Here is a 15,640-nt window from a genome sequence, read left to right on the forward strand (position 1 = left end):
CGCTTCCTTACCCTCGGACGCATGACCCCTCATGTCATCGAACCCGACCCCCAGGCCGGCGCGGCCGTCAAGGCCGCCGACCGCGCGCACGTCTTCCACTCCTGGTCCGCCCAGGGACTGATCGACCCGCTCGCCGTGGCCGGCGCCGAGGGTTCGTACTTCTGGGACTACGACGGCAACCGCTACCTCGACTTCACCAGCGGCCTCGTCTACACCAACATCGGTTACCAGCACCCCAAGGTCGTCGCCGCCGTCCAGGAGCAGGCCGGGAAGCTCGCCACCTTCGCGCCCGCCTTCGCCATCGACGTCCGCTCCGAGGCCGCACGCCTCATCGCCGAGCGCACCCCCGGCGACCTGGACAAGATCTTCTTCACCAACGGCGGCGCCGAGGCCGTCGAGAACGCCGTCCGCATGGCCCGGCTGCACACGGGCCGCACCAAGGTGCTCTCCGCCTACCGCTCGTACCACGGCGCCACCTCCACCGCGATCAACCTCACCGGCGACCCGCGCCGCTGGGCCTCCGACACCGCCTCCGCCGGCGTCGTGCACTTCTGGGCACCCTTCCTCTACCGCTCGCCCTTCTACGCCACCACCGAGGCGGAGGAGAGCGCCCGGGCCCTCCAGCACCTGGAGGACACGATCGCCTTCGAGGGTCCGCAGACCGTCGCCGCGATCATCCTGGAGACCGTGCCCGGCACCGCCGGCATCATGACCCCGCCGCCCGGCTACCTCGCCGGCGTGCGCGAGATCTGCGACAGGTACGGCATCGTCTTCATCCTGGACGAGGTCATGGCCGGCTTCGGCCGCACCGGCACGTGGTTCGCCGCCGACCACTTCGACGTCGTGCCCGACCTCCTGACCTTCGCCAAGGGCGTGAACTCCGGCTACGTCCCGCTCGGCGGCGTCGCGATCAGCGCCGAGATCGCCGCCACCTTCGACAAGCGGCCCTACCCCGGCGGGCTCACCTACTCCGGCCACCCGCTCGCCTGCGCCGCCGCCGTCGCCACCCTGAACGTCATGGCCGACGAGAAGGTGGTCGAGCACGCCGCCCACATCGGCGAGCACGTCCTCGGCCCCGGCCTGCGCGAGCTGGCCGAACGCCACCCGTGCGTCGGCGAGGTGCGCGGCCTCGGCGTCTTCTGGGCGCTGGACCTGGTGAAGAACAAGGAGACGCGCGAACCGCTCGTCCCGTACAACGCCGCCGGCGAGGCCAACGCGCCCATGGCCGCCTTCGCCGCCGCCGCCAAGAAGAACGGCCTGTGGCCCTTCGTGAACATGAACCGCACCCACGCCGTCCCCGCCTGCACCGTCTCCGAGGCGGAGGCCAAGGAGGGCCTCGCCGCCCTCGACGCCGCCCTCGCCGTCGCCGACGAGCACACCGCGTAGCGACGCCCCCGGGGCCCTCCTCCGTCTCGACTAGGCTCTCCGGGAGCCGGACGGAGGGGGGCCCACATGCCCGCGAGCGGAGCTGTCACCCGCAACACCCTGCGACGGCAGATCGCGGACGCGCTCCGTGACGAGGTGCTCGCGGGCCGTCTCCAGCCGGGGGAGGAGTTCACCGTCCGGCAGATCGCCGAGCAGTACGGCGTCTCCGCCACCCCCGTGCGGGAAGCGCTCGTGGACCTCTGCGCCCAGGGGCTCCTCGACTCCGACCAGCACCGCGGCTTCCGCGTCCACGCCTTCACCGTCGCCGACTACCGGGACATGGTCGAGGCCCGGATGCTCGTCGTGGACGGCATCTTCCGCCGCCACACCCCCCGCACCCCGCCGGTCTCCCCCGTCCCCGACGTGGGCCTGGGCGTCGCGCTGGTCTCCGTACGCCGCCGGGGCGAGGCCGCCGCCCGCGCCGCCCGCGCCGGGGACCTCGACGTCCTCATCGGCTACGACATCCGCTACTGGCGCGAACTCGCCCGGCTCATCTCGTCCAACGAGCACATCGCCGACTTCCTGCACCGGCTGCGCGTCCATGCCTGGGTCTTCTCCGTGCCCTACCTGCGCGCCGAGCGCGAGATGCACGGCTGGCTGTGGGCCGGGCACGTGGAGCTGGTCGACGCCATCACGCGCGGCGACGGGGAGGCCGCCCTCACGGTCGTACGGGAGTACAACGCGCACTCCCTGGAGTGGGCTGACCGCCTGGAGGCCCGCGCGCGGGCCCGGTGAGCGGCGGCCGCCCCCGGCGCCGGGTTGAGGCCCGGCTTCCAGGGGCAGGTGGTCCACGGGTGGGCGTGGTCGGCGGCGCCGACTACCCTTGCCCTCCCTGCAACTGACGGAGAGCGAGCCTCCCTTGGCCTGTGACCTGTGGCTGGTCCCCCTCGTCGACGTGCTGTGCCACAGCCCCGACAACCCCTTCGCCGAAGAGATCGCGTCCTACGACGCCGTACTCAGCGCCTCGGGCCTGCCGACCGTGCCCGTCTACGCGTACATGCCCGGTCTCTCCGGGGACGTCGCCCCGGTCGCGGGCTTCGACTACGAGGCCCTGCACTTCCTGCGCCGCGCCTACCTGCTCCAGATCTGCGGACTGCCGGTCGAGCCGGTCGGCGAGCTGGGCGGGGACTACGAACAGCTCCTGGAGATGTTCGAGGCGACCGCGCAGCAGTCCCACCTGGTGTGGCACTACGACCACGCGGGCGCCTACGTGCCCGTGGACTTCCCCGTCCCCCTCTCCAGCGACGAGCTCCTGGAGGGCGGCGGCCCGCTCGGTTCGTCCTACGGGCTGCTGCGCGAGCTGGAGTACGTGGCGCCCGCGATCGGCATCGACCCGGCGAACCCGCCGGCCGCGCCCGCCCCGCCGGAGCGGCCGACCGAGCTGGAGGAGCCGGCCGCCACCGCCCCGCTCGACGGCAGCCCCTTCGCGCGGGAGCGCCACGTGTGGCTCGGCCTGCACGCGGCGGCGACCCGCAGCCTGGCCCAGGGCTCGATGATCATCCTGAGCTGAGCCCGGCCCGGCCGGCCCCGGGGCCCCAGCGGGCTCCGGGGCCGGCCGGCGCCGTCCGGGGCCCAGCGGACCCCGGGTTGGCCGGCCTGGCGGCGTCCAGGCCCTCAGCGGGTCTCCGGGGGCCGCTGGCGCGGCATGTTCGGGCGGGTGCCCGGGGGCAGCGGGAAGCGGCCCGCCGGCGGGGTGGTCTCCGGCCGGGACGGCACCACGCCCGCCGACTGGAGCGCCAGCGGCGCCGGACCGGAGCGGAACTCGACCATCCAGTCCGCCGTCTCGGCCCGTACGAGCTCGGTGATGTCCTCCGAGAAGCGGCGCAGCACCCCGAGGCAGCGCTCGGCCGCCTCGCTCGCCGTGCCCTCCGTCGGACCCAGCACCTCGCGGACGCTCTCCGAGGCCCAGTCGAACTGGAGCGCCTGGATCCGGCGCTGCACCGCCTGCGCCGTGGCCACGTCCCGCATCCAGCCGGAGGTGAGCCCGAAGTACCGGTCGCAGGCCAGACAGGCGGCGCCGAGCAGCAGCGACACGTAACCCCAGCCGGTCGTGCCCTCGGTCACCCCGCTCACGTCGAGCAGCGGCAGCGCGGCGCCCGCGATCACCCCGGCGGCCGTGCCGAACCGCAGGGCGCGGGCGCCACGGCGCTTGCCGCCCCGGTCGGACAGGTACCACTCGGCGGTGCGCAGCGCGTTCGCCTCCACCCACCGGTAGAGCTCGTCGAGCCGTTCGGCCGGTTCGCCCCAGTCGCCCAGGGGGAAGGGCGTACCGGTCAGATCTCGGCGGACGTCTCCCCCGGGCTGCCCCGGTGGCTGCATCTCCGGCTGCTGGCTCACCGGGGGACTCCTCTGTTCAGCTCAGCGCGCGTGTCGCTCGTGTCCTGCTGTGACGTGCGGTGCACGTGGTGCCTGCCCTTCCTACCGCCGAATGGAGGGCGATGGGCCCGGAATCCCGGGATTTCCGCCCGCAAGAGGGTGTTGATCAGGTAGAGGAGCCCGCAGTTTCTCACTCGAAAGAGTGGTGGAGGCAGGGTGCGCGGCGACCACGTAGGCTCGGCATACCGACATCCGGACGACGGTCCGGACGACCGACCCTCAGGAGTGACCGTGATTCCCGGTGGTGGCCAGCCCAACATGCAGCAGCTTCTCCAGCAGGCCCAGAAGATGCAGCAGGACCTCGCGCGGGCCCAGGAAGAGCTCGCCGCGACCGAGGTCGAGGGCCAGGCCGGCGGCGGCCTGGTCAAGGCGACCGTGACCGGCAACGGCGAGCTGCGCGGCCTGGTGATCGACCCCAAGGCGGTCGACCCGGAGGACACCGAGACCCTGGCCGACCTCGTCGTCGCCGCCGTCCAGGCCGCCAACGACAACGCGCACCAGCTCCAGCAGACCAAGCTGGGCCCGCTGGCGCAGGGCCTCGGCGGAATGCCGGGCCTGGGCTTCTGACCGCTCCCTTACTCAGGGCCGCTCGCAGCCACTACCGTAAGAATCAAGCACTCCCCGAGAAGGGCGTTCCGTTGTACGAAGGCGTGGTCCAGGACCTCATCGACGAACTGGGCAGGCTGCCCGGCGTCGGTCCCAAGAGCGCCCAGCGGATCGCCTTCCACATCCTCCAGGCGGAGCCCACGGACGTCCGGCGGCTCGCGCACGCGCTCCTGGAGGTCAAGGAGAAGGTCCGGTTCTGCGAGGTCTGCGGCAACGTGGCCCAGCAGGAGCGGTGCAACATCTGCCGGGACGAGCGGCGCGACCGGACGGTGATCTGTGTCGTGGAGGAGCCGAAGGACGTCGTCGCGATCGAGCGGACCCGCGAGTTCCGGGGGCGGTACCACGTCCTCGGCGGCGCGATCAGCCCGATCGAGGGCGTCGGCCCGGACGACCTGCGCATCCGCGAGCTGCTGGCGCGGCTCGCGGACGGCACCGTCACGGAGCTGATCCTCGCCACCGACCCCAACCTGGAGGGCGAGGCCACCGCGACGTACCTGGCGCGGATGATCAAGCCCATGGGCCTGAGGGTGACCCGGCTGGCCAGCGGCCTGCCGGTCGGCGGTGACCTGGAATACGCCGACGAAGTGACCCTCGGCCGTGCCTTCGAGGGACGGAGGCTGCTAGATGTATGACCACGTCCGGCCCGGCGCGCTCTCAGGGAGGCTCCTTGATGTCTGACCCCACGCTGCACTCCGTCACGCAGAGTCCCGACGACTTCGCGGTCCAGATCGCCGACTCCATCGAGAGTTTCATCGTGGCGACCACCGAGGTCGCCAGGGGCGACGAACCGGACAGCGCGGTGCCGTTCCTGCTCCTGGAGGTCTCGCAGCTGCTCCTCGCGGGCGGCCGGCTCGGGGCGCACGAGGACATCGTCCCGGACGAGCGGTACGAGACGGACACGGGCCCGGAGCCGGACGTGGACGAGCTGCGGGAGCGGTTCGCGGCGCTCCTGGACCCGGTCGACGTCTACTCGGAGGTCTTCGACCCGTACGAGCCCCGCAAGGCGCCCGTCCCCGCGCGGATCTCCGACAGCCTCGCCACCATCATCGCCGACCTCCGGCACGGCCTCGCCCACTACCGGGCGGGACGGGTCAGCGAGGCGCTGTGGTGGTGGCAGTTCTCGTACTTCTCCAACTGGGGACCGACGGCCTCGGCCACCCTCCGCGCCCTGCAGTCCCTCGTGGCCCACGTCCGCCTCGACCAGCCCCTCGCGGCGCTCGACGGCCTGGACACGGACGAGGACCTGACCGAGGACGACCTGGCGGAGGAGGCGGGCCGGGTGATGGTCCGCGAGCTGGGGGCCTCGCTGGGCCTGCGCGAGGTGCGCGAAGCGCGGTAACCGTCCGGCACACGGCACGGCGGCGGGGGGCATCCACGGGGTGTCCCCCGCCGCCGTGCCGCGTTCCTGCCCGCCGGGTGATCACTGGGCGAGCGGGGTGTCTCACCATGCGATACCAGGTCGGCGTTTTTCGGTCCCTCGTTAGACTGAACCGACCGCAGTGACAGCTGCGGCAGAGACTGAGCGAGGAGCGCACGTGGGCCTTGTCGTGCAGAAGTACGGAGGCTCCTCCGTTGCCGATGCCGAAGGCATCAAGCGCGTCGCCAAGCGGATCGTGGAAGCCAAGAAGAACGGCCACCAGGTGGTCGTCGTGGTATCCGCGATGGGCGACACGACGGACGAGTTGATCGATCTCGCCGAGCAGGTATCCCCGATGCCGGCCGGCCGTGAGTTCGACATGCTGCTGACCGCCGGAGAGCGGATCTCCATGGCCCTGCTGGCCATGGCGATCAAAAACCTGGGCCACGAGGCCCAGTCGTTCACGGGCAGCCAGGCGGGTGTCATCACCGACTCGGTCCACAACAAAGCGCGCATCATCGATGTCACGCCGGGCCGGATCCGTACCGCCCTCGACGAGGGCAACATCGCCATCGTCGCCGGCTTCCAGGGTGTCTCCCAGGACAAGAAGGACATCACCACGCTCGGCCGCGGCGGCTCGGACACGACCGCCGTCGCCCTGGCCGCCGCGCTCGACGCCGAGGTCTGCGAGATCTACACGGACGTCGACGGCGTCTTCACGGCCGACCCGCGCGTCGTGAAGAAGGCGAAGAAGATCGACTGGATCTCCTTCGAGGACATGCTGGAGCTGGCCGCCTCCGGCTCCAAGGTGCTGCTGCACCGCTGCGTCGAGTACGCGCGCCGCTACAACATCCCGATCCACGTCCGCTCGTCCTTCTCGGGCCTCCAGGGCACGTGGGTCAGCAACGAACCGCTCTCCGACGCAAAGGACCAGAAGGTGGAGCAGGCCATCATCTCCGGTGTCGCCCACGACACCTCCGAGGCGAAGATCACCGTCGTCGGCGTGCCGGACAAGCCGGGCGAGGCCGCGGCCATCTTCCGGGCCGTCGCGGACGCCGAGATCAACATCGACATGATCGTGCAGAACGTGTCCGCCGCCTCCACCGGCCTGACGGACATCTCCTTCACCCTCCCCAAGGCCGAGGGCCGCAAGGCCATCGACGCCCTGGAGAAGGCGAAGGCCTCGATCGGCTTCGACTCGCTGCGCTACGACGACCAGATCGGCAAGATCTCCCTGGTCGGCGCGGGGATGAAGACCAACCCGGGCGTCACCGCGGACTTCTTCCGCGCCCTGTCCGACGCGGGCGTGAACATCGAGCTGATCTCGACCTCCGAGATCCGCATCTCGGTCGTCACCCGCGCCGACGACGTCAACGAGGCCGTGCGCGCCGTCCACACCGCCTTCGGCCTGGACAGCGACTCGGACGAGGCCGTCGTCTACGGAGGCACCGGCCGATGACCCCGAAGCCGACGCTCGCGGTCGTGGGAGCGACCGGGGCGGCCGGCTCGGTGATGCTCCGGATGCTCACGCAGCGCGCGGACGTCTGGGGCGGGATCCGCCTCGTCTCCTCCCCCCGTTCCGCCGGCCGCAAGGCGGAGGTACGGGGGGAGGAGTGCGAGATCCTCGCGCTCGGCGAGGAGGTCTTCGACGGCGTCGACCTGGCCCTCTTCCTCGTGCCCGAGGCGGTGGCGGCCCGGTGGGCGCCCGTCGCCGTCTCCAAGGGCGCCGTCGTGGTGGACACCTCCGCGGCCTTCCGGGACGACCCGGACGTGCCGCTCGTCGTCCCCGAGATCAACGCCCACGCCGCCCGCGTACGGCCCCGGGGCATCGTCGCCAGTCCCGGCTGCACCGCCCTCGCGCTGATCATGGCGGTGGGCGCCCTGCACGCCGAGTTCGGCCTGACCGAGCTCGTCGTCACCGCCCAGCAGGCCGCCGGCGGCGCCGGAGCCGGCCGGGCCGGCGTCGAGACGCTCCGCGCCCAGCTCGGCCTGGTGGCCGGCGGCGGCGAACTGGGCACCCGGCCCGGTGACGTCCGCCGGGCCGTCGGCGACGGCACCGGCCCCTTCCCCGGTCCCCTCGCGCTCAACGTCCTGCCCTGGTCGGGCACGGCCGGCGCCGACGGCGCCTCCTCGGAGGAGGAGCGGATCAGGGACGAGACGCGCCGGATCCTCGGCCGGCCCGCCCTGCGGATCTCCGCGACCTGCGTGCGCGTCCCCGTGGTCGCCGGGCACTCCGTCTCCGTCCACGCCCGCTTCGAGCGGCCCGTCGAGGTCGGCCGCGCCCACGAGGTGCTGGCGACCGCGCCCGGCGTGGTCCTCTTCGACGATCCCGCCGCGGGCGGCTTCCCCACCCCCGCCGACGTCGCGGGCACCGACCCCGCCTGGGTCGGCCGCGTGCGGCGCTCCATGGACGACGAGCGGGCGCTCGACCTCTTCGTGTGTGCCGACAACCTCCGCAAGGGCGGGGCCCTCAACGCCCTCCAGATCGCGGAGACGGTCGTCGCCGCGACCGCGGAGTCGGTTTTTGTAGGATCTGTGAACGACCTGTGAGCAAAGAAGCGTCAGATATTGCTGGAACGCTCTTGAACTGCGGCGATGCCGTGACTGACGATGCTTTTCCCCCTTGCTGCAACCAGTAGTCGGGAGGGGTGCGTCTCTGCGTGCACTCACGACCATGTGACGCGGAACACGCTGGGAAGCGGGGCATAGGGGGAGAACGGTTACGCATGAGGACATTCGGCTCACCGCCAAAAACGGTGGCGTACGCGTACAACCCTGACGGGGGAAGACGTGTCCAACAGGCGTGGCAGAGGTACTCGACATCACGGCGATCGCTCCGCGCGGAGCGCGCACGGCCGTGCTCCCCCTCCGGGGCACCGGCGCCGTTCCCGCACGCGCCGCCGCGGTCCGTCCGCTCGGACGGCCGCGCGCGCTCGGCGGCATGCCGGTGATCGCCCCCGTGCCCATCGGATCCCGCACCGGCGAGGTGAACGGCATTCCGGCGCCGCGCGGCGGCGCCGACGACTCCGCCACCCCGGCCACGGCCCTTCCCGGCGGCGCCCCCGCCCTCGGCACCACGGCCGCCGCCGGTACCACCGTCGACCACCTCACCGAGACCTACCGGGCCCACTACCGGTCGCTCCTCGGCCTCGCGGCGCTCCTCCTCGACGACACCGCCTCCTGCGAGGACGTCGTCCAGGAGGCGTTCATCCGCGTCCACTCCGCCCGCAAGCGGGTACGCGAACCCGAGAAGACCCTCGCCTACCTGCGCCAGACCGTCGTGAACCTCTCCCGGTCCGCGCTGCGCCGCCGCATCCTCGGACTGAAGCTGCTGTCCAAGCCGATGCCGGACATGGCGAGCGCGGAGGAGGGAGCGTACGACCAGCTGGAGCGCGACGACCTCATCAAGGCCATGCGCGGGCTCCAGCGGCGCCAGCGCGAGGTGCTCGTCCTGCGCTACTTCGCGGACATGACCGAGTCCCAGGTCGCGGAGACCCTCGGGATATCCCTGGGTTCGGTGAAGGCGTACGGCTCGCGGGGCATCGCGGCGCTGCGCGTCGCGATGGAGGCGACGACATGAGCGGCCCGGCGGAACGTGACGACCTGAGTGGACATCGGATGCTGAACTTCGAGCCCGGCCGGTCCGGCGAGGCCGGCGACGGTGCGGGCGGCGTCGCGGGAGGTGCCCCGGACGGCGACGACGAGCCGGCGCTGCGGCGGCTGCTCCAGGATGCGGTGGCGGGTCTGGAGCCCTCCAGCGGCGCCCTGGAGCACCTGCGGCGGGCCGTGCCGGCGCGCCGTGCGCGCAAGCGGCAGGCCGTCGTCGGTGTCGCCGCGGCGGCCGTCCTCATCGGCACGGCCGTCCCCGCCTTCGTGCACGTCGCCTCCTCGGAGGGCGTCACCGCGGCCAACCCCGTCAACGCCGGGCACGGCGAGCAGGCCCAGGGCGGCACCGGCACCGAGACCGGTGTCGAGGGCGGCGGCCGGGCGTCCGAGACCCCGGCCGGCACCGCGTCCCCCAGCCAGGACGCGAGCACCGGCGCCACGGGCCCGCAGCGGCCCACCTTCGCCGGCGGGGCCACCGTCTCCGCCGGCGCGCCGCTGCCTCCGGGCTCGGCGCCCCGCTGCGCGGCGGGCCAGCTGGGCGTCGGCGCGGCGGAAGCCGGGGCCCCCGGCGCCGACGGCGCGGTGTACGGCACCTTCCGGATCGCCAACGTCTCCGCCCAGGCCTGTGTCGTCGTCGGCGGCGGGGGCATCGGCTTCGAGGCCAGGGGCGCCGCCGACCCGGCGCGCATCTCGGTCGTCCGGCACACCGCCGGCGACCCGGCGGGCGAGTTGCCCGACCCCGCGCGCGAGGTGACCTCGCTCCTCCTGGAGCCGAAGGCCGCGTACGAGGTGCGGTTCGCCTGGATCCCCAGCGACACCTGTCCGACCACGGGCCCGACCGAGCCGCCGACCACCCCGCCCACCGAGCCGCCGACCACCCCGCCGCCGACGGCCACGCCGTCCACCGGCACGGGCGGCACCGAGCCCACCTCCGGCACGGGCGACGGCGGCACCGGCGACACGGGCACGGGATCCGGTGGCACGGGCTCCGGAAGCTCCGGCTCCGGCGCGAGCGGCGACACGAGCACCGGCACCGACGTCGAGGGCACGAGCCCCCAGCTCCTCCGCGCGGACACCCCCGCCGAGGGCAGCGTCTCCCTCACCCACACCCCGACCGCCGCCGCCCCTCCGGCCACGGTGACGGTCCCCCACGCCTGCGCGGGCACGATCTACCGCACGGGCATGCTGCCGGGCGCCTGAGGCGCTCGCCCGCCCCGGGGACGGGACCCGCGCCGGGATCCGGCCCCGGTCCACCGCCCGGCAGGGCACCCGGCAGGACCCGGCAGGACCCGGCAGGACACCCGGGAACGCCCGGCACGGCACCCGGCAGAGCACCGCACCCGCCCGGCGGGGGCACCGGTACCGGATCCGCCCGGCAGCGCGGGGCTCACGCCTCCGTCAGGCCGAGCGCCTCGTCCCGGGAGGCCTCCGCCTCGCGGCGGACCAGGCGGAACCACATGAAGACGACGAATCCGGCGAAGACGAACCACTCGGCCGTGTAGCCGAGGTTCTGGAAGGCCTTCGCGTCCAGGCCGGTGCCCGCCGCGGCCGAGGCCGGGACCGGGGTGAGGCCCGCGGGGGACTCGGTGAGCGTGATCCACGCGTCGTACACGTCGTCCGGCACCACGTTCACCAGGGCCGCCGCGCTGATCATGCCGAGCTGCCCCTCGGGCAGCCCGCCCGCCGCGCGGACCCCCTTCGTGCCCGGGTTCTCCGAGGCCTGGAGCGCGCCGACCACGGTGACCTCACCGGTCGGCACCGCCGGGGCCTGGGCGCCCTGGGGGAGCCAGCCCCGGACCACCGGGAGCGACCGGCCGCCGTCCGTCCGCAGCAGCGTCAGGACGTAGCTGCCGGTCCGGCCGTCCAGCTCCCGGTCCGGGACCAGGAACTGCTCGGCGAAGCGGCCGCGCGCCTCGGCCGGGCGACCCGAGGTCTCCTTGTCCACCGGCAGCAGCGAGTCCAGCGGCGCCGGCTTCCCCGTCCCGGCGGCCGGCCGCCGCTCCGTCTCCTGGTGGGAGTCGACGCGGTCCTCGAACTTGCCCAGCTGCCACGTGCCCATGAACACGCAGAACGGGATCGCGAGCAGCACGAAGAGGTTGATCCCCCACCAGCGGGGCGTTCTCAGGAACCGGTACACGCCCCCCACGGTACGCAAACCGGCTCAGCTCCCCACCGGCCGGGTCCCCAGGTGCTTCGCGGCGAAGGCGAGGTCCAGGGCGACCTGCTTGATCCGCTCCTCCACCACCAGCGACCCGTGCCCCGCGTCGTACCGGTACACCTCGTGCACCGCGCCCCGGGCCGCCAGCCGGTCCACGTAGTTGTCGATCTGCCGGATGGGGCAGCGCGGGTCGTTGACGCCGGCCGAGATGTGCACCGGGGCCTTCACCGCGTCCACGTACGTCAGCGGCGACGAGGCCGCGTACCGCTCGGGCACCTCCTCCGGGGAGCCGCCCAGCAGCGTCCGGTCCAGCGCCTTCAGGGCCTCCATCTCGTCCTCGTACGCCGTCACGTAGTCCGCGACCGGCACCGCCGCGAGCCCCACCGCCCAGTCGTCCGGCTGCGTGCCCAGACCCAGGAGCGTCAGGTAGCCGCCCCAGGAGCCGCCCGACAGGACCAGGCGCCCCGGGTCGGCCAGGCCGCTGCCCACCGCCCAGGCGCGGACCGCCGCGATGTCCTCCAGCTCGATGAGACCGACCCGGTGCTTCAGCGCGTCCGTCCACTCCCGGCCGTACCCGGTGGAGCCCCGGTAGTTGACCCGCACCACGGCGTACCCGTGGTCGATCCAGGCCGCCGGGCCCGCCGCGAACGCGTCGCTGTCGTGCCAGGCCGGACCGCCGTGCACCTCGAAGACCGTCGGGAACGGGCCCTCGCCCCCCGCCGGCCGCTGCACCAGCGCGTGCACCCGGCCCCCGGGCCCCTCCACCCACACGTCCTCCACCGGCACCGACGGCGGCGCCTTCGGCCCCGGCGGATCGAGGACGACCCCACCGGACGTGGACCGCACGACCGGCGGCAACGCGGCCGAGGACCACAGGTACTCCACGGAGCCGTCCGGCCGGGCCGTCGCGCCCGACACCGACCCGGCCGGGGTCTCCACCCGCACCAGGGCGCGCGTCGCGATGTCGTACCGCCACAGCTCGCTGCGCGCCTCGAAGCTGTGCACGATCAGCAGGCCGGTGCCGTCCGGACACCACTCCGCCGACACGTCACCCGGCAGGTCGAGCCCGAGGTCCGTCTCGGTGCCCGTCGCCACGTCCCACAGCAGCGGCTCCCAGCGCCCCCGCCGCTGGTGCCCGACGAGCAGCCGGGTGTCCCCGTCCACCGGCGCGAAGCCCAGAACCGCGAGCCCCAGCTCCTCCGTGCCGCCCTTGGTGTCGTCCAGCTCGGCCACCACGCCCGCGTCCGAGGCCCGCAGCACCCGCAGCGCCGAGTGCATCGCGTCCCCGTGCTCGGTGTGCTCGATCGCGATCAGGGCGCCGTCGTGCGACAGGTCCCCGACCCCGGCCGACTCCCGGTGCCGGTAGATCTCCACCGGAGCCGCCGCCCCGGGCCGTACGAGATGGACCGTCGTGCCCTCCTCGTCGGTGGAACGGCCCACCACCACCGTCCCGTCCCGGCCCAGGGCCAGCCCCGCCGGATAGGAGGGGGCGAGGCCGGGCACGGCCGGTTCGTCGGGGCCGCCCCCGAAGGGCTGGCGCATCCACACCCCGAACTCGTCCCCGTCGGTGTCCGCGAACCACCAGATCCACGCCCCGTCCGGGGACAGCGTGCCGTCCGTCGTCCCGTTCGGCCGGTCCGTCACCTGCCGCTGCTCGCCCGTCGCCCGGTCCCAGGCGTACAGCTCGTACGTCCCCGTCGCGTTGGACACGAACAGCGAGCGGTCGGGGGCCTCCTCGGCCCACTCGGGCAGGGAGACGCGCGGGGCCCGGAAGCGCTGCTCCCAGACCGGGGTGCCGGTGGCCTTGCTCTCAGTCATGCCCCCCATCATGCTCCGCCCGGCCGACAATCCGGTCGCGTCCTCCGCAACCTGTGGATAACCTCGCCGCCATGTACTCTCCGACGCCCGAGGACTGGCTCGAGGGCAACCGCGCCCGCTGGGACGAACGCGTCCCGATACACGCCGCCAGCGCGTTCTACGACCTCGACTCCTTCCGCGCGGGCAAGGACCCGCTGCGCGACTTCGAACGCGCGGAGGTCGGGGACGTCACCGGACGCTCCCTCCTCCACCTCCAGTGCCACATCGGCCTGGACACCCTCTCCTGGGCCCGCCACGGCGCCGCGCACGTCGTCGGCCTGGACTTCTCCGAGCCCGCCGTCGACACCGCCCGCTCCCTCGCCGCCGACCTGGGCCTGACGCCCGACCGCGCCGCCTTCGTCGCCGCCGACGTGTACGACGCCGCCGAGGCCGTACCGGACTCCTCGTACGACATCGTCTACACCGGCGGCGGGGCCCTGTGCTGGCTCCCCGACCTCGACCGCTGGGCGGAGACCGCCGCCTCGCTCGTCGCCCCCGGCGGCTTCCTGTACGTGGCGGAGTTCCACCCGTTCACCGACTCCCTGGACGACGAGACCGGCACCCGGGTCGTGCACGACTACTTCGTCCGCGACCCGTGGGTGGACACCACCCCCGGCACGTACGCGGACCTCGACGCCCCCACCGTCCACAACCGCAGCGTGGAGTGGGTCCACCCGGTCGGCGAGGTCGTCACGGCCGTCGCGAAGGCGGGCCTGCGCGTCGAGTTCCTCCACGAGCACGACGCGACCCTGTTCCCCCGTTACGGGTCGCTCCAGCGGCACGACGACGGCTACTACCGCTTCCCGGCCGAACGCCCCCGTGTCCCCCTCATGTACTCGCTCAGGGCCTCGCGCCCGGCGTCCTGAGTGCGCGGCCGTCAGTCACCGGTGTCGGGGCGGACGTGGTGCAGCCGGCGGCCGTCAGGGCCGAGGACCTGCGCCCCGATCTTGTGGGTGCGCAGGGACAGCAGCGTGCCCGTGATCCGCAGCGCCGGCGCGGCCCGTACCAGCGTCGCCGTCACCTCGTGCAGCTCGTCGACGGTCCGCAGCCACATGGCGAGGGCCAGATTGCACGGCCCGGTGACCGAGGTGATCAGCCGGGTGCGGCGCAGCCGGCTCAGCGCCGCCACCGTCGTCGGCTCCTCCGCGGGCGGCACCTCGGCGGTGACCATCGCCCACACCGGGCGCCCGGAGAAGCGGGGAGCCGGCAGGCAGTGGTGGTGCAGCGCCCCGCCCGCCGCGAGGACGTCCAGCCTCCGCCGTACCGTCGACTCGCTCGTCCCGCACTGCCGGGCCAGCTCCGCCGCGCTGCGCCGGGCGTCCCCCGCCAGCTCCGCGATCAGCCGCCGGTCCAGCTCCGTGACGTGGGGGTACCCGCGCGCGTGCGTCCGGTTCCGGCGGTCCGCGCCCGTGATCTCCCGCAGCAGCTCCACCTGGCCGGGGGTGAGCTGCTCGATCCGGGAGCGGTACGGCCGGTTGTGCAGCCGCGTGACCACCTGCGTGCGGGAGCGGATCACCCCGGGCAGGCGGCGCACCCGGCGGGCCAGGTAGCCGTCGAGCGCGTACAGGTCCGGGCAGACCACCAGCAGCACCAGGTCGGCGTCGCCCGTCACCTGGTGGACGCCGAGCGTGCACGGGTCGCCCGCGACCTCGACCGCCGTGTCCTCGGTGCGGGCGGCGACGCACTCGAGTTCGATCCAGGCGTAGAGCGCGGCGTCCGCGCCGCGCCGGGCGGCGAGCAGCGAACTCCAGGCGTATCCACCGGCGGTGAGGTGCTCCCAGCGGCGGGCGAGGGTGTCGGGGCTCACCCCCAGGACGGACGAGAGCTGCGTCCAGCTGGCGCGTGGGGCTATCTGGAGTGCGTGGATCAATGACAGATCCGCCTCTCCGAGGACGGATTCCCCGGTACGCATTTCCCTCCTTGGCCGATCCCTGGCAAACCTCGGACGGGCGCAACGGAGCGCTCCAGGATGGGTGCCGGGACGTATGCATTCAAGCCGTAACGGTGGCCGTCCGCCATCGAGTCGGGCATAAGTCACAGGTGACGGACAGAGTACGAGCACGGGGGCTGGGTCGTATGGGAGGCAGGACGGGTACGGGATCGGGCGCGGAGCCGGGACGGGAGGCGGCGACAGGGGCGACGACGCCCCCGCGGCCCCATCCGGTTCCGTTCCGGGTTCCGCGAGCGGTTCCGGTTCCACCGCCGGTCGCGGGGCCGTGGCCTGGGACGACGGTGCCGGGTACGGAGTCGCGGCC

The 15,640-nt window shown here is 73.5% G+C and carries 15 protein-coding genes; 11 read left to right on the forward strand and 4 right to left on the reverse strand.

What is annotated here, in order from left to right; translation table 11 throughout:
- The first annotated feature begins 21 nt into the window (after positions 1-21).
- The 3 genes from ABTY40_RS04235 (at position 22) to ABTY40_RS04245 (ending at position 2,935) form a co-directional block, all read left to right on the forward strand.
- The gene (locus tag ABTY40_RS04235; RefSeq protein ID WP_352058071.1) at positions 22-1,386 is read left to right on the forward strand and encodes an aspartate aminotransferase family protein; all 1,365 of its coding nucleotides are present in this window, start codon (positions 22-24) and stop codon (positions 1,384-1,386) included.
- 66 nt (positions 1,387-1,452) lie between these two features.
- A complete protein-coding gene (locus ABTY40_RS04240; RefSeq protein WP_352058072.1) occupies positions 1,453-2,160 on the forward strand; it encodes a GntR family transcriptional regulator in 708 nt (235 codons plus the stop codon).
- A 124-nt stretch (positions 2,161-2,284) separates the two neighbouring features.
- Positions 2,285-2,935: a putative DNA-mimic protein gene (locus tag ABTY40_RS04245; protein ID WP_352058073.1), complete on the forward strand. Its 651-nt coding sequence runs from the start codon at positions 2,285-2,287 to the stop codon at positions 2,933-2,935.
- Positions 2,936-3,039: 104 nt separating this feature from the next.
- Here the strand turns inward: ABTY40_RS04245 and ABTY40_RS04250 are convergent, their stop codons facing one another.
- The gene (locus ABTY40_RS04250; protein WP_352058235.1) at positions 3,040-3,744 is read right to left on the reverse strand and encodes an SLATT domain-containing protein; all 705 of its coding nucleotides are present in this window, start codon (positions 3,742-3,744) and stop codon (positions 3,040-3,042) included.
- 288 nt (positions 3,745-4,032) lie between these two features.
- On the opposite strand from ABTY40_RS04250, the gene ABTY40_RS04255 reads away from it, so the two are divergent.
- From ABTY40_RS04255 to ABTY40_RS04285, 7 genes are all read left to right on the forward strand, one after another.
- Positions 4,033-4,368: a YbaB/EbfC family nucleoid-associated protein gene (locus tag ABTY40_RS04255; protein WP_309051877.1), complete on the forward strand. Its 336-nt coding sequence runs from the start codon at positions 4,033-4,035 to the stop codon at positions 4,366-4,368.
- Positions 4,369-4,439: 71 nt separating this feature from the next.
- Positions 4,440-5,039 (forward strand): recombination mediator RecR, encoded by a 600-nt coding sequence (recR, locus tag ABTY40_RS04260; protein WP_309051876.1) that lies wholly within the window; start codon positions 4,440-4,442, stop codon positions 5,037-5,039.
- 38 nt (positions 5,040-5,077) lie between these two features.
- Positions 5,078-5,746 (forward strand): DUF5063 domain-containing protein, encoded by a 669-nt coding sequence (locus ABTY40_RS04265; RefSeq protein WP_345279959.1) that lies wholly within the window; start codon positions 5,078-5,080, stop codon positions 5,744-5,746.
- Positions 5,747-5,942: 196 nt separating this feature from the next.
- Positions 5,943-7,223 carry an aspartate kinase gene (locus ABTY40_RS04270; protein WP_309055468.1) on the forward strand — a complete coding sequence of 427 codons (1,281 nt, stop codon included), beginning with the start codon at positions 5,943-5,945 and terminating at the stop codon, positions 7,221-7,223.
- Positions 7,220-8,314, forward strand: coding sequence for an aspartate-semialdehyde dehydrogenase (locus ABTY40_RS04275; protein WP_352058074.1), 1,095 nt, complete (start codon positions 7,220-7,222; stop codon positions 8,312-8,314). Before ABTY40_RS04270 ends, ABTY40_RS04275 begins: the two co-directional genes overlap by 4 nt.
- A gap of 253 nt (positions 8,315-8,567) precedes the next feature.
- Positions 8,568-9,344 carry a SigE family RNA polymerase sigma factor gene (locus ABTY40_RS04280; RefSeq protein ID WP_352058075.1) on the forward strand — a complete coding sequence of 259 codons (777 nt, stop codon included), beginning with the start codon at positions 8,568-8,570 and terminating at the stop codon, positions 9,342-9,344.
- Entirely contained in the window at positions 9,341-10,570 is a 1,230-nt protein-coding gene (locus tag ABTY40_RS04285; protein WP_352058076.1) for a hypothetical protein, read from the forward strand. Before ABTY40_RS04280 ends, ABTY40_RS04285 begins: the two co-directional genes overlap by 4 nt.
- 187 nt (positions 10,571-10,757) lie before the next feature.
- Here the strand turns inward: ABTY40_RS04285 and ABTY40_RS04290 are convergent, their stop codons facing one another.
- Both ABTY40_RS04290 and ABTY40_RS04295 read right to left on the reverse strand, forming a co-directional pair.
- Positions 10,758-11,507: an SURF1 family protein gene (locus ABTY40_RS04290; protein WP_345279947.1), complete on the reverse strand. Its 750-nt coding sequence runs from the start codon at positions 11,505-11,507 to the stop codon at positions 10,758-10,760.
- Positions 11,508-11,531: 24 nt separating this feature from the next.
- Entirely contained in the window at positions 11,532-13,355 is a 1,824-nt protein-coding gene (locus ABTY40_RS04295; protein ID WP_502990484.1) for a S9 family peptidase, read from the reverse strand.
- Between the two features lie 62 nt (positions 13,356-13,417).
- On the opposite strand from ABTY40_RS04295, the gene ABTY40_RS04300 reads away from it, so the two are divergent.
- On the forward strand, positions 13,418-14,251 hold the full coding sequence (locus ABTY40_RS04300; protein WP_352058078.1) for a class I SAM-dependent methyltransferase: 834 nt from the start codon (positions 13,418-13,420) through the stop codon (positions 14,249-14,251).
- Between the two features lie 11 nt (positions 14,252-14,262).
- On the opposite strand, the gene ABTY40_RS04305 is transcribed toward ABTY40_RS04300, so the two are convergent.
- Positions 14,263-15,297, reverse strand: a complete 1,035-nt coding sequence (locus tag ABTY40_RS04305; RefSeq protein WP_352058079.1) for an Lrp/AsnC family transcriptional regulator — start codon at positions 15,295-15,297, stop codon at positions 14,263-14,265.
- Positions 15,298-15,640: the final 343 nt, after the last annotated feature.

The organism is Streptomyces sp. NPDC126503, assembly GCF_040302405.1.
GTDB lineage: Bacteria > Actinomycetota > Actinomycetes > Streptomycetales > Streptomycetaceae > Streptomyces > Streptomyces gulbargensis.

What these genes read in the sequence shown, in the direction of transcription:
- ABTY40_RS04235 (WP_352058071.1), top strand. Translation starts at nt 22, where the DNA reads ATGACCCCTCATGTCATCGAACCCGACCCCCAGGCCGGCGCGGCCGTC.
- ABTY40_RS04240 (WP_352058072.1), top strand. Translation starts at nt 1,453, where the DNA reads ATGCCCGCGAGCGGAGCTGTCACCCGCAACACCCTGCGACGGCAGATC.
- ABTY40_RS04250 (WP_352058235.1), bottom strand. Translation starts at nt 3,744, where the DNA reads ATGCAGCCACCGGGGCAGCCCGGGGGAGACGTCCGCCGAGATCTGACC.
- ABTY40_RS04265 (WP_345279959.1), top strand. Translation starts at nt 5,078, where the DNA reads ATGTCTGACCCCACGCTGCACTCCGTCACGCAGAGTCCCGACGACTTC.
- ABTY40_RS04275 (WP_352058074.1), top strand. Translation starts at nt 7,220, where the DNA reads ATGACCCCGAAGCCGACGCTCGCGGTCGTGGGAGCGACCGGGGCGGCC.
- ABTY40_RS04285 (WP_352058076.1), top strand. Translation starts at nt 9,341, where the DNA reads ATGAGCGGCCCGGCGGAACGTGACGACCTGAGTGGACATCGGATGCTG.
- ABTY40_RS04295 (WP_502990484.1), bottom strand. Translation starts at nt 13,355, where the DNA reads ATGGGGGGCATGACTGAGAGCAAGGCCACCGGCACCCCGGTCTGGGAG.
- ABTY40_RS04300 (WP_352058078.1), top strand. Translation starts at nt 13,418, where the DNA reads ATGTACTCTCCGACGCCCGAGGACTGGCTCGAGGGCAACCGCGCCCGC.
- ABTY40_RS04305 (WP_352058079.1), bottom strand. Translation starts at nt 15,297, where the DNA reads ATGCGTACCGGGGAATCCGTCCTCGGAGAGGCGGATCTGTCATTGATC.